9 protein-coding genes are annotated in these 13,165 nt (G+C 70.7%); 6 read left to right on the forward strand and 3 right to left on the reverse strand.

Features of this window, described 5'->3' with window-relative positions; translation table 11 throughout:
- Positions 1-19: 19 nt before the first annotated feature.
- From BUE30_RS03255 to BUE30_RS03280, 6 genes are all read left to right on the forward strand, one after another.
- Complete coding sequence (locus BUE30_RS03255; RefSeq protein WP_244526257.1) at positions 20-2,086, forward strand: Y-family DNA polymerase; 2,067 nt, start codon at positions 20-22, stop codon at positions 2,084-2,086.
- Between the two features lie 575 nt (positions 2,087-2,661).
- Positions 2,662-6,201, forward strand: coding sequence for an error-prone DNA polymerase (locus BUE30_RS03260; RefSeq protein WP_073326390.1), 3,540 nt, complete (start codon positions 2,662-2,664; stop codon positions 6,199-6,201).
- 382 nt (positions 6,202-6,583) lie between these two features.
- Positions 6,584-7,984 carry a circularly permuted type 2 ATP-grasp protein gene (locus BUE30_RS03265; protein WP_244526267.1) on the forward strand — a complete coding sequence of 467 codons (1,401 nt, stop codon included), beginning with the start codon at positions 6,584-6,586 and terminating at the stop codon, positions 7,982-7,984.
- A 4-nt stretch (positions 7,985-7,988) separates the two neighbouring features.
- The gene (locus tag BUE30_RS03270; RefSeq protein ID WP_073326391.1) at positions 7,989-8,927 is read left to right on the forward strand and encodes an alpha-E domain-containing protein; all 939 of its coding nucleotides are present in this window, start codon (positions 7,989-7,991) and stop codon (positions 8,925-8,927) included.
- 5 nt (positions 8,928-8,932) lie between these two features.
- The gene (locus BUE30_RS03275; RefSeq protein WP_073326392.1) at positions 8,933-9,739 is read left to right on the forward strand and encodes a transglutaminase family protein; all 807 of its coding nucleotides are present in this window, start codon (positions 8,933-8,935) and stop codon (positions 9,737-9,739) included.
- 36 nt (positions 9,740-9,775) lie between these two features.
- Positions 9,776-10,513 carry a proteasome-type protease gene (locus BUE30_RS03280; RefSeq protein WP_073326393.1) on the forward strand — a complete coding sequence of 246 codons (738 nt, stop codon included), beginning with the start codon at positions 9,776-9,778 and terminating at the stop codon, positions 10,511-10,513.
- Positions 10,514-10,517: 4 nt separating this feature from the next.
- Here the strand turns inward: BUE30_RS03280 and BUE30_RS03285 are convergent, their stop codons facing one another.
- From BUE30_RS03285 to BUE30_RS03295, 3 genes are read right to left on the reverse strand one after another with little or no spacing between them, the layout of a single operon-like run.
- Positions 10,518-10,994 (reverse strand): hypothetical protein, encoded by a 477-nt coding sequence (locus tag BUE30_RS03285; protein ID WP_073326394.1) that lies wholly within the window; start codon positions 10,992-10,994, stop codon positions 10,518-10,520.
- A 53-nt stretch (positions 10,995-11,047) separates the two neighbouring features.
- Entirely contained in the window at positions 11,048-12,274 is a 1,227-nt protein-coding gene (locus BUE30_RS03290; protein WP_139300474.1) for an NADH-quinone oxidoreductase subunit D, read from the reverse strand.
- A complete protein-coding gene (locus BUE30_RS03295) occupies positions 12,274-13,164 on the reverse strand; it encodes a sulfotransferase (RefSeq protein ID WP_073326396.1) in 891 nt (296 codons plus the stop codon). The genes BUE30_RS03290 and BUE30_RS03295 overlap by 1 nt, the downstream gene beginning before the upstream one ends.
- Between the last annotated feature and the right edge of the window lies 1 nt (position 13,165).

Here is a 13,165-nt window from a genome sequence, read left to right on the forward strand (position 1 = left end):
TGGCCGGAGGCCCCCTGCGATGACGGACGAGGACAAGCTGCCGGTCCTCTCCGCCCCCGCCCGCCACCGGCCCCGTTCCACCATCGCAGCGCCCCCGCGCCCCGAGCGTCGCTCCGCCGCAGGGGTCGTGCCGCTGACCCTGCCCGCCGCGCCGCCCCGACGCGACGCGGATGCGGACCTGCTCGCCCAGGCCTTCGCCGCCCTTCGCGCGGCGGAACGGGCGGAACGGGACGATCCCGGGCCGCCCGGCGCCGGTTCGGGCTCCGGCTCGGGCCCTGGCCGCGCCGACGAGGACGCCTTCTCTCCCGTGGGGACCCCGCCCCGCACCCCCGGGCCGGCGACCGCCATGCGCCGCCCGGCCGGGCGCGCGCCGGCTTTCGCACCCGGCGGGAGTTCCGCCGGCGGCCAGGCGGCGGAGCCGGCCGAGCCACGGGCCGCGGCGCGGCGGATCCTGTCGATCCACCTGCCCCGCTTCTCGATGACGCGCTACCTGCGCCACCGTGCGCGCACGGGCGAGGCGGTGGCGCCGGACCTGCCGATGGCCCTCGCGGTGGAGGGCGCGCACGGGCCGGTGATCCACGCCACGACCCGCGCGGCCGAGGCGGCCGGCGCCGCCGCGGGCGGGCGCGTGGTCGATGCGCGCGCGCTGATCCCGGACCTGCAGATCGCCTTCGCCGACACCGCCGGCGACGCGGCCGCGCTGGCGCGGCTGGTCCTGTGGATGCGCCGCTTCTGCCCTTGGAGCGCGAGCGACGGGCTGACCGCGCGCGGCGGCGCGGGACTGGTGCTCGACACGACCGGTTCGGACCATCTCTGGGGGGGCGAGCCGGCGATGCTGGCCGAGATCGAGGGCGCGCTCGGCACGCTGGGACTGGAGGCGGAGCTGGCCATCGCCCCCACCCGCGGCGCGGCCTGGGCCCTCGCGCGGTTCGGCGATCTGCGCGGGATCGCCCGGCCCGGGGACCTGCCCGCCCGGCTGGCCCCGCTGCCGGTGCGCGCCCTGCGGATCGACGGGGATACGGTGCAGGTCCTGCAGCGGCTGGGGCTCAAGACGATCGGCGACCTCGCTGCGGTGCCGCGGCTGTCGCTCGCCCGCCGGTTCTCGCGCGCCGAGGCGCCGCGCAACCCGCTGCTGCGCCTCGACCAGGCGACCGGCCGCCTGGCCGAGCCGCTCGATGCCCCGGACGAGCCGCCCCGCTTCGCCGTGCAGGCGCGGCTGGCCGAACCGGTGCAGGATCCCACCGCGCATCTCCCCGCCCTGGCGGAGGAACTCGCCGCCGCGCTCGCGGCGGAAGGGTTCGGCCTGCGCCGCGCCGTGCTGACGGTCTACCGGACGGACGGAGAGGTGAGCGCGCTCGGCGTCGCCACCAGCGCGGCCACGCGCGACCCCGCCCATATCGTGCGGCTGTTCGACGGCCGGCTCGAGCGGATCGATCCCGGCTTCGGCTTCGACCTGCTCACGCTCCATGCCGAGGTGGCGGAGCGGCTGGACGCCCGCGCCCCCCGCCTCGACGGCGCGGCCGGGAGCGGCGAGGCGCTGGCTCGCCTCGTCGACCGCCTGGCCGGGCGGTTCGGCCCGGGCAACGTGCTGCGCCCCGCCCCGCGCGAGCGGCACGTGCCCGAGCGGGCGGAGGGATGGGCCAGCGCGATGGGGCGCGCGCCCCGCCCCGCCCCGCCCCGGGCGCGCCGCCCGGCCCCCCAGACCCCCGCGGCACCGCGCCCGCCGACCCCGCCGGGCGGGCGTCCGGCCCTTGCCCTCGTCGCTGCCCGTCCCTCCCGTCCGGCGCGCCTCCCGCGCCCGTGGCGCCTGATCGAGCCGCCCGAGGAGGTACGCGTCCTCTACGCCGTGCCCGAGGGGCCGCCCGCCCAGTTCGTCTGGCGCCGCGTGCCGCACCGGATCCTGCGATTCGACGGGCCGGAACGGATCGCCCCCGAATGGTGGGCGGACCGCCCGACGACGCGGCTGCGCGACTACTACCGGATCGAGGACCAGTCCGGCCGGCGCTACTGGATCTATCGCCACGGGCTGGAAGGCGATGGCCGCGGCCGCACGCCGGACTGGTTCCTGCACGGAGTGTTCGCGTGAGGTCCGGCGGCACACCGGGCGGTGAGGTCGGAGGGGGGGCTGTCTGCCCCCCTCTTGGCTACGCCAATTCACCCCCCGAGAGGTATTTGGCGCAAGATAAGAGCAGAAGAGGTGGGGCGGGAACAGCTGCCGGCGGGGACCCTTCCGGCCTCCGGCCCTTGGTCGCGGGTCTTTCCCCTGCCCGACCGTGCCTCATCCCGGGAAGCCAGCTCGGGAATTCCGGTCCTCGTCCGAACAGGTGACGGGGCATGTCCGGCAGAGCGTACGGACCGGCCCGGGCCGGACGGATGCGGTATCGCATCCGCCCGAGTCCCGCGGAGCAGGGGGTATGGCGGAAGGTCCGGTGTCCAGGACCCATTCCTTCCGCCCGGTCGCGCCTGACGGCGCGGCCCTTACCTTGCACGGTCATCGGCTCTCCAGCCTGTACCGTATCCCCTGTCTACCCGGTGGAGGTTAAGAAAGGGTTTCGCGCTCTTATCTTGCCTCAAATACCTCTCGGGGGGGGCGCGAAGCGCGGGGGGGCAGACAGCCCCCCCTCCCCGGCCGCCCCCTGCGGCGCGGCGGGGCGGTGAGCCATGCCCGAGAACGATCACCAGCATCCCAAGCGCACCCTGGGCGATGACCAGGGCTTCGCGCCCAATCCGCGCGCGCCCTTCGTCGAACTCGGGCTGACCTCATGCTTCTCCTTCCTGCGGGGGGCCTCCGACGCGGTGGACCTGGCGCTGACGGCCCATGCGCTGGGCTACGAATCCATCGGCATCGCCGATCTCAACACCCTCGCCGGGGTGGTCCGGATCCATACCGAGGCGAAGAAGGCGGCGCTGCGGCCGGTGATCGGGACGCGGATCGTGCTGACGAGCGGCGAGGGGTTCCTCGTCTACCCGACGAACCGCGAGGCCTATGGAAGGGTCTCGCGCCTGATCTCCAAGGGGCGGCGCGAGGACGAGGAGGGCAACTGGCAGGCCAAGGGGATCTGCGCGCTCACGCTGGACGATCTCGCGGCCCATGCCGGGGGATCCGAGCTGATCCTGCTGCCGCCCGACGATCTGCGCGGCTTCTCCCGCGCGCTCGCCCGGCTGAAGGACGCCCTGCCGGACATGGGCTGGATCGCCGCCGCGCGGCGCTACCGCGCCGGGGACCGGGCGCGGATCAACCGGCTCGACCGGCTGGCGCGCGAGGCGGGGATGTCCATCCTCGCCACGAACGACGTGCTCTACCACGCCCCGGACCGGCGCCCGCTCCAGGACGTGATGACCTGCATCCGCGAGAGGACCACGCTCGCCGAGGCCGGACGGCTGCTGGAGCCCAATGCCGAACGGCATCTGAAATCGCCCGAGGAGATGCAGCGCCTCTTCGCCGAATGGCCGCACGCGATCCGCGCCGCGCGGCAGGTGGCCGATGCCTGCCGCTTCGACCTCGAGGAGCTGCAATACGAGTATCCGCGCGAGGTGATCCCGCAGCATGCCACCCCGCAGGCGCATCTCGAGGCGCTGACCTGGCGCGGCGCCGCCGCGCGCTACCCGGGCGGCGTTCCGATGGGCACGAAGGCCACGCTGAAGAAGGAGCTGGCGATGATCGAGAAGCTCGACATCGCGCGCTACTTCCTGACCATCCACGACATCGTCCGCTTCGCCCGGGAGGAGGCCTCGCCCCCCATCCTCTGCCAGGGGCGCGGCTCGGCCGCGAATTCGGCCGTCTGCTACGTGCTCGGCATCACCTCCGTCGATCCCGCGCAGCACAGCCTGCTCTTCGAGCGGTTCATCAGCGAGGAGCGCAAGGAGCCGCCCGACATCGACGTCGATTTCGAGCACGAGCGCCGCGAGGAGGTGATCCAGCACATCTACGCCAAATACGGCCGGGACCGGGCCGGGCTCTGCGCGACGGTGATCCATTACCGCCCCCGCAGCGCCATCCGCGAGGTGGGCAAGGTGATGGGCCTGTCCGAGGACGTGACGGGCGCCATCGCGGGCACGGTCTGGGGGTCCTTCGGCAACGATGTGGGCGAGGATCACGTCAGGGAGGTGGGACTCGACCTGACCGATCCCGTCATCCGCATGACCATCCGGCTCGCCCGGCAGCTGATCGGGATGCCCCGGCATCTGAGCCAGCATGTCGGCGGGTTCATCCTGACCGAGCGGCCGCTGACCGAGACCGTGCCGATCGGCAACGGCGCGATGCCCGACCGCAGCTTCATCGAGTGGGACAAGGACGACATCGACGCGCTGGGGATCCTCAAGGTCGACATCCTCGCGCTCGGCATGCTGACCTGCATCGCCAAGTGCTTCTCCCTGATCTCGGCGCATTACGGGCGGGACCTGAGCCTCGCGAGCATCCCGCAGGAGGATCCGCGCGTCTACGAGATGCTCTGCCGGGGCGACAGCGTCGGCGTCTTCCAGGTGGAGAGCCGGGCGCAGATGAACATGCTGCCGCGTCTGCGCCCCCGCGAGTTCTACGACCTGGTGATCGAGGTCGCGATCGTGCGGCCGGGACCGATCCAGGGCGACATGGTCCATCCCTACCTGCGGCGGCGGAACGGGGAGGAGGCGGTCGAATATCCCTCGCCCGGCGCGCCGCACAATCCGTCGGAGTTGAAGGAGATCCTGGGCCGGACGCTGGGCGTGCCGATCTTCCAGGAGCAGGCGATGAAGATCGCCATCGAGGCGGCCGAGTTCTCGCCCAAGGAGGCGAACGAGCTGCGCAAGGCGATGGCGACCTTCCGGTCGCGCGGCATGATCGAGGGGCTGCAGGAGAAGATGGTGAGCCGCATGGTCCGGCGCGGCTACGAGGAGGACTTCGCGCGGCGCTGCTTCGACCAGATCAAGGGCTTCGGCGAATACGGCTTTCCCGAGAGCCACGCGGCGAGCTTCGCGCTGCTGGTCTACGTCTCGTCCTGGCTGAAATGCCATTACCCGGCGGTGTTCTGCGCCGCGCTGCTGAACAGCCAGCCGATGGGCTTCTACGCGCCCGCGCAGATCGTGCGCGACGCGCGCGAGCACGGGGTGGAGGTGCGCCCGCCGGACGTGAACTATTCCGACTGGGACTGCACGCTGGAGCCCGGCGCGATGGGCTATGCCGGCTGGTCGGAGGGGGCGCGCCAGACCGCGACGATGATCGCGGGCCCGGCCGAGATGGGGCCGCGCCCGATGCCGGGCGCGGGCGCCTTCGCCGTGCGGCTGGGGCTGCGGCAGATCGGCGGCATGCGCGAGGATGCGGCCCGCGCGCTCGCCGACCGGCGCGACGGGCCCTATGCCGATCTCAAGGAATTGCAGGAGAAGGGCGGGCTGTCCGCCGCCCATGTCCGCCGGCTGGCCGAGGCGGATGCGATGCGCTCGATGTTCCTCGACCGGCGGCAGGCCCTGTGGGAGGCGAAGGGCCTGCACGACGCGCCGGACCTGCCGCTCTTCCGGGGCACCCGCGACGAGGGGGCGGAGCGGCAGGTGCCGCTCCCCGCCATGCCGGTGGCCGAGCAGGTGGTGGCCGATTACCAGACGCTGCGCCTGTCCCTGAAGAAGCACCCGATGGCATTCCTGCGCAAATCGCTGCGGCAGCAGGGCTATATCGACAGCGCCGCCCTGCGGACCAGTCGCAACAGGCAGAAGGTGAAGCTCGCCGGCCTCGTCCTGATCCGCCAGCGGCCGGGCAGCGCCAAGGGCGTGTGCTTCATCACCGTCGAGGACGAGTTCGGGGTGGCGAACCTCGTCGTCTGGCCCAAGGTGATGGAGGCGTTCCGGCGCACCGTGATGCAGTCGCGCCTCCTGGTGATCCACGGCTACGTCCAGCGCGACGTGGAGATCATCCACATCGTCGCGGACCGGCTGGAGGACCGGACCGACGCGCTCTACCGCCTCGCGCCCGAGACGCTGCCTGCGCAGCTGTCGCGCGCCGATCACGTCAAGTCGCCCCTGCCCGCGAAATGGAGCCCCGAGGCGCAGGGTCAGGGAAGCGGGGTGCAGGGATCGGGGGCCCAGGGATCGGGCGGGATGCCCGACAGCCTGCAACCGGCGGACGAGATCAAGAAGGGCGGGCGGGGCGATCCGCGCTTCAACACCGAGGCGCCGCGGCCGGGCCATCCGAGGAACCTGCGGATCCTGCCCAAGAGCCGCGACTTCCACTGACCCCCTGCCCCCCGCATCGACGGCGCGCGACCGCCCGCCCCGGGGGGCGATCCGGCGGCGGGGCAGCGGCGGTCGATGCGGGACAGTCCGAACGACCTCCCGGCGACGGACGAGCGGCGAGATCGCCGCCCCGGGGGTAGGCCGGCGCTCTCGCGGCGGGCGTCGTCTTCGAATCCCGCGGGACCGACCCATCCGGCCACCTTGCCGCCCCTGCGTCTCCGCTCAAAAAGCAGGCACATGCCGCCGGAACATCACCGGTCCCCCGGCCGCCGAGTTGCCCTTGCCGTTCGGCCCCTTATGATCCTCTGTCATGGCGCAGACACAGACGCAGACCTACGACGAGATGTGGGGCCCCCTCTCCCAGGCCCAGTCCATGGGCGGGATGGAGCAATCGCAGAGCCAGGGGCCCCGCCCCCCCTACGCGGCCTACCAGCGCTGGTATGACGGCGAGGACCCGGCAAGGCTCAAGCGCAAGCAGCGCGAGGCGGAAGAGATCTTCCGCCTCACCGGCATCACCTTCAACGTCTACGGGCAGAAGGAGGCGGCCGAGCGGCTGATCCCCTTCGACATCGTGCCGCGCATCATCGCAGGGTCCGAATGGCAGCGCCTCTCCCGCGGGATCGAGCAGCGGGTGCGGGCGATCAACGCTTTCCTCCACGACATCTACCACCGGCAGGAGATCGTGAAGGCGGGCCGCCTGCCGGCCGAGATGATCGCCCGGAACGAGGCCTTCCTGCCGCAGATGATCGGGGTCGAGCCGCCGGGCGGCATCTACACCCATATCGTCGGCATCGACCTCGTCCGCACCGGCGACGACGAGTTCTACGTGCTCGAGGACAATGCCCGCACGCCGTCGGGCGTCAGCTACATGCTCGAGAACCGCGAGACGATGCTGCGGATGTTCCCCGAGCTGTTCAGCCGCAACAAGGTCAAGCGGGTGTCCAACTACCCGCAGAACCTGCACCGCTCGCTCGCCGCCTGCGCGCCGCAGACCTGCGACGGGCCGCCCGTCGTGGGGGTGCTGACGCCCGGCATCTACAATTCTGCCTATTACGAGCACGCCTTCCTCGCCGACAAGATGGGCGTCGAGCTGGTCGAGGGGTCGGACCTGCGGGTGGTGAACGGCAAGATCGCGATGCGCACGACGCAGGGCTTTCGCCCGGTCGACGTGCTCTACCGCCGGATCGACGACGACTTCATCGACCCGCTGAACTTCCGCCCCGACAGCGCGCTCGGCGTGCCGGGGATCTTCGACGTCTACCGGGCGGGCGGCATCACCATCGCCAACGCGCCGGGCACCGGCATCGCCGACGACAAGGCGATCTACAGCTACATGCCCGACATCGTGGAGTTCTACACGGGCGAGAAGCCGCTTCTGAACAACGTGCCCACCTGGCGCTGCTCGGATCCCGACTCGCTGCGCTACGTGCTCGACAACCTGCCCGACCTCGTCGTGAAGGAGGTCCACGGTTCGGGCGGCTACGGGATGCTGATCGGCCCCACCGCGACCAAGAAGGAGATCGCCCTCTTCCGCAAGAAGCTGGAGGCGAAGCCCGCGGGCTACATCGCACAGCCCACGCTGTCGCTGTCGACCTGCCCGATCATGACAAAGGCGGGTCTCGCGCCGCGCCATGTCGATCTGCGGCCCTTCGTTCTGGTCTCGCCCCAGGGGGTGAACATCACGCCCGGCGGCCTGACGCGGGTGGCGCTCAAGAAGGGCAGCCTCGTGGTGAACTCCTCCCAGGGCGGCGGGACGAAGGACACCTGGGTGCTGGAGGAATAGGGCGATGCTGGGAAAGACGGCCGGCGGGCTCTACTGGATGTTCCGCTATCTGGAGCGGGCCGAGAACACGGCGCGGCTGGTCGATGCCGGCCAGCGGCTCGCGCTCACGCGGTCGGGCGCGGACGGGGAGTGGGATTCGGTCCTGCAGACCGCCGCCGCCTATGGCAGCTACAGCGCCAAGTACGACGAGGTCGGTCGCGACGACGCGATCGACTGGCTGCTGCGCGACAGGGAGAACCCCTCCTCCGTCATCAGCACGATGGAGGCGGCCCGCCTCAATGCCAAGCTGGTGCGCACCGCCCTCACCCGCGAGGTGTGGGAGAGCGTCAACGAGGCCTGGCTGCACCTGCAGGACCTCCTTGCCCGCAGGGTCAGCGAGCGCGACCTGCCGGAGGTGCTGTCGCGCATCCGCCAGCGCACGGCGCTTGTCCGCGGAGCGCTGCACGGCACCATGCTGCGCAACGACATCTACGATTTCGCGCGTGTCGGCACCTTCTGCGAGCGCGCGGACAGCACAGCCCGGATTCTCGACGTGAAGTACTACGTGCTGCTGCCCTCGGCGAGCGCGGTGGGTTCCAGCCTCGACAACATGCAATGGGATTCGATCCTCGCCTCGAACAGCGCCGAGGGCGGCTTCCGCATGGTCTTCGGACAGGAGCCGCGCCCGCGAGAGATCGCCCAGTTCCTCATCCTAGATCGCCGGATGCCGCGCTCCCTCGCCTTCTGCATCGGCAAGATCCGCGACAATCTGGGCTACCTCGCGCAGGACTACGACATGCGCCTGCCCTGCCACGACATGGCCGAAGGGCTGGCCCTGCAATACCTGTCGCGCGAGGTCGACGAGATCTTCGACCGCGGCCTGCACGAGTTCCTGCAGACCTTCCTCGTCGATCTGGGCGCGCTCGGCCGCCAGGTCGAGATCGACTTCCGGTTCACGGAGTGACCCCGATGCGCCTCTCCGTCCGCCACACGACGACCTATTCCTACGACGGCCCCGTTCCCTACGGCCTGCAGCAGGTGCGCCTGACGCCGAAATCGGGATCGGGCCAGACGATCGTGGACTGGCGCACCCGGATCGAGGGCGGCCAGCTGGAGCTGAGCTTCACCGACCAGAACCGCAACACCGTCCAGCTCGTCAGTTTCGCGCCCGGGGCGACGCGGCTCTCCGTCACGTCCGAGGGCATCGTGGACGTGCAGGACATGCACGGCGTCATCGGCACGCATGGCGGCTTCACCCCGCTCTGGATGTTCGAGCGGCCGACCGAGATGACGCGGGCCGGGGTCGGATGCCGGTCGATCGTGGCCGCGGCGAGGATCGACGGCGAACCGCTGGAGCGGCTGCACCGCCTGTCGCACGAGATCCGCGCCCGCGTCGCGTGGGAGACCGGGCGTACCGAATCCGGCTGGACCGCCGAAGAGGCGATCACCGCCGGCAAGGGCGTCTGCCAGGACCACGCCCATATCTTCATCGCCTGCGCCCGGTCCAAGGGGTTCCCCGCCCGCTACGTCTCGGGCTACCTGCTGATGGAGGACCGGACGGTGCAGGACGCCACCCATGCCTGGGCCGAGGCGCATGTACCGGGGCTGGGCTGGGTCGGCTTCGACATCTCGAACGGGATCTCGCCCGATACCCGCTATGTCCGCGTCGCGACGGGCCGGGACTATGGCGAGGCTGCACCGATCCACGGCACGCGCTACGGCCAGGCGCAGGAGGATCTCGACGTCACCGTCGAAGTCGCTCAGATCCAGCAGTAACGCTTTCTCCATGCGATTCTGCGAATACTCCGCCCCATGACCTACGGCGTCGCCCTGCGGCTCGATCACGGCCTCGTCTTCATGTCCGATACCCGCACCAATGCGGGCGTCGACAACATATCCACCTACCGCAAGACCTTCACCTGGTGCGATCCGGGCAAGAGCGTCGTCACCCTGCTCTGCGCCGGCAACCTCGCCACCACGCAGGCGGTCGTCAGCCTCATCGACGAGCGGATGAAGGCGCCCTCCGACCGCTCGCCCTCGATCCTGGGCCTGCCGTCGATGTTCCAGGTCGCCCGCACGGTCGGCAACACGCTGAAGGAAGTGATCTCGGAACATGCCGAGGCGGGGCCGGTCGGCGCCTCGCCCTTCGGGGCGACGCTGATCGTCGGCGGGCAGGTCAAGGGCAGCAAGCCGCGCCTCTTCCTGATCTATCCCGAAGGCAACTTCATCGAGGCCGGCTCGGATACGCCCTTCTTCCAGATCGGAGAGACGAAGTACGGCCGGCCGATCCTCGTCCGCGCCTATGACCGGCAGATGTCGCTCGCCGCGGCCGCCAAGCTGCTGATCGTCAGCTTCGATTCGACGATCAAGGCGAACCTCTCGGTGGGCCCGCCGCTCGATCTGACCTACTACCCGGCCGACAGCCTTCAGCCTGTGCGTCAGTCGCGGATCCGGATCGAGGACGAGTATTATCGCACCGTGTCCGAGGGCTGGGGCGACGCGCTGCGCAGCGCACTCGACTCGCTGCCGGACTATCCGACCGAGATCTGAACGCTCAGATCGCGCAGCGGCGCAGGGTGACCGCGTCGTTCTGCTCGATGTAGAGAAGGTCCCAGATTTCGTCCGAGATGGGCGCCATGACATGACTGCCCAGCATCGGCGCGATCACCGGCACGTCCACCGGCGCGAACCCGGCCAGCCGTGCCAGCCGTTCTCCGACCACGGTCTCGAACCGGGCGGTGTCCTCTCCGGAATCGTAGTCGAAGGGGTCGGCGCAATCCCAGGCCTGCGCCCCCTCGATCAGCGCCGCGTCCCGGTCGATGACATTCTCGTAGAGCAGGCTCCGGGCCAGCCTGGCCCCGTCGGGCGTGAGGTCCGGGAACAGCTCCTCGTCGGACAGCGTGGCGAGGAAATCGGCCTCGGTGGCGCCGGGTCCGATCAGCGTCGGTTCGACGTCATCGACGGCACCGGGCCCGCCCGCCTCCGCACAGGCGACGAGCAGCACCGCCCCCCCGACCGACCAGAACCGCATGCGCACCCCTCCCCTTGCCGCAGGGGAAGGATGCCGCGATCCGGGGCCCGCGTCTAGCGGTCCACCTCGCCGAAGACGATGTCGAGCGTGCCGATGATGGCCGCCACGTCGGCCAGCAGGTGACCGGACGCGATGTGGTCCATCGCCTGCATGTGCAGGAAGCCCGGCGCCCGAAGCTTGGCCCGGTAGGGTTTGTTGGTGCCGTCGGCCACCAGATAGACCCCGAACTCGCCCTTCGGCGCCTCGACCGCCGCGTAGACCTCGCCCGCGGGAACGTGGAAGCCCTCGGTGTAGAGCTTGAAGTGGTGGATGAGCGCCTCCATCGAGGTCTTCATCTCGGTCCGGCGCGGCGGCGTCATCTTGCCCCGCGCCAGCACGTCGCCCTTCTCGTGGCGCAGCTTCTCGCAGGCCTGGCGGATGATGTGCACGGACTGGCGCATCTCCTCCATCCGGACGAGGTAGCGGTCGTAGCAATCGCCGTTCTGGCCGGTCGGGATCTGGAACTCGAACTCGTCGTAGCACTCGTAGGGCTGCGCCCGCCGCAGGTCCCAGGCGAGGCCCGAGCCCCGGACCATCACGCCCGAGAAGCCCCAGTCGAGAATGTCCTGCTCGGTGACGATGCCGATATCGACGTTCCGCTGCTTGAAGATGCGGTTGTCGGTGATCAGCCCGTCGAGGTCGTCCATGAATTCGGGGAACTTCTGCGCCCAGGCGTCGATATCCTCGACCAGCTGGTCGGGGATGTCCTGATGCACGCCGCCGGGCCGGAAATAGGCGGCATGGAGCCGCGCGCCGCAGGCCCGCTCGTAGAAGATCATCAGATCCTCGCGCTGCTCGAAACCCCAGAGCGGGGGCGTCAGCGCGCCCACGTCCATCGCCTGCGTGGTCACGTTCAGCAGGTGGTTCAGGATCCGGCCAATCTCGCAGAAGAGGACCCGGATGATCTGCGCCCGGCGCGGCACCTCGGTCCCCGTCAGCCGCTCGATCGCGAGGCACCAGGCATGCTCCTGGTTCATCGGGCTCACGTAGTCGAGCCGGTCGAAATAGGGCAGGTTCTGCAGGTAGGTCCGGCTCTCCATCAGCTTCTCGGTGCCGCGGTGGAGCAGGCCGATATGCGGATCGCACCGCTCGACCACCTCGCCGTCGAGTTCCAGCACGAGACGCAGCACGCCGTGCGCCGCCGGGTGCTGGGGCCCGAAATTGATGTTGAAGTTGCGGATCGACTGCTCCTCGGTCTGCGCGTCCGAGAAACCGCGGGCATTGGGGGTGGAGCCGTCCATCATGACAAAGCCTCTCGCATGTTGTCCGCCCAGGGGGGCGGCAGGTCGCCGAAGCGCGCGCGCGCCCAGGCGTATTGATCCTTGAGCATCTTCAGCGCCGGGACCCGCAGGTCGCCCCGCATCCGGATCTTCGGCCCCTCGTGCACGCGGGCGGTGCCGTCCGCATCCGAGGGCGCGAGGCCGAGCCAGCGGCAGAAGGCGGCCCAGCCGGACGGGGTCGTCAGCCGCTCCATCACCTCGACGCGGAACCGGTCCGGGGGCAGCGTCCCCTCGAGCCGGGCGATCGCGGCGGCGTAATCCCCGCGATGGAGGACATGCGTCTCCTGCCCGCGGTTCAGGATGCGCCAGAGGGTGGCGTTCGCCTTCTTCGGCACGTCCTCTCCCGGCTGGCGCTGCCGCTCGGCCTGCATCCGGACATGGGACCAGAGCCGGGCCAGCGGATCGCGCACCAGGTAGACGAAGACCGCTCCGGGCAGCACGGCGAGGCGCGCCAGCGCGCCGTCATCCGCGAGCGCGTAGTTCGGCGTCATGTCGGCCGTCAGCCGGCCCTGCCCGATCTCGTCCATCAGCGCCAGGTAGCCCGCATCGCCGTCCCGCGCGCCCGCCATGACGGACAGCGTGCCGCGCATGTCGGCGATCCGCCGGGCCATGTTCCGCGCCTGCCAGCCGCGGCCGGCGGCCCCGGCCTCGTCCCGCGCCGCCTCGAACGCGGATAGTCGGGCGCGGTAGGCGGCGAGCTGCTTCTCGCGCGGGCCGGCGTCGAACGTGTCGAAGTAATGCAGTTCCTTCACCGCGGGCAGCGACGTGTCCGGGTGATCGGCGAGGCTGCGATACAGCCACGACGTTCCCGCCTTCGTCGCGCCGAGGCAGATGAGGAGCGGCTGGCCCATC

Origin of the sequence: Wenxinia saemankumensis, assembly GCF_900141735.1 — a bacterium.
GTDB classification, from domain to species: Bacteria; Pseudomonadota; Alphaproteobacteria; order Rhodobacterales; family Rhodobacteraceae; genus Wenxinia; species Wenxinia saemankumensis.

Coding starts and splice junctions, on each gene's coding strand:
- BUE30_RS03260 (WP_073326390.1), top strand. CDS start 2,662: ATGCCCGAGAACGATCACCAGCATCCCAAGCGCACCCTGGGCGATGAC.
- BUE30_RS03285 (WP_073326394.1), bottom strand. CDS start 10,994: ATGCGGTTCTGGTCGGTCGGGGGGGCGGTGCTGCTCGTCGCCTGTGCG.
- BUE30_RS03270 (WP_073326391.1), top strand. CDS start 7,989: ATGCTGGGAAAGACGGCCGGCGGGCTCTACTGGATGTTCCGCTATCTG.
- BUE30_RS03265 (WP_244526267.1), top strand. CDS start 6,584: ATGGAGCAATCGCAGAGCCAGGGGCCCCGCCCCCCCTACGCGGCCTAC.
- BUE30_RS03255 (WP_244526257.1), top strand. CDS start 20: ATGACGGACGAGGACAAGCTGCCGGTCCTCTCCGCCCCCGCCCGCCAC.
- BUE30_RS03290 (WP_139300474.1), bottom strand. CDS start 12,274: ATGGACGGCTCCACCCCCAATGCCCGCGGTTTCTCGGACGCGCAGACC.
- BUE30_RS03280 (WP_073326393.1), top strand. CDS start 9,776: ATGACCTACGGCGTCGCCCTGCGGCTCGATCACGGCCTCGTCTTCATG.
- BUE30_RS03275 (WP_073326392.1), top strand. CDS start 8,933: ATGCGCCTCTCCGTCCGCCACACGACGACCTATTCCTACGACGGCCCC.
- BUE30_RS03295 (WP_073326396.1), bottom strand. CDS start 13,164: ATGGGCCAGCCGCTCCTCATCTGCCTCGGCGCGACGAAGGCGGGAACG.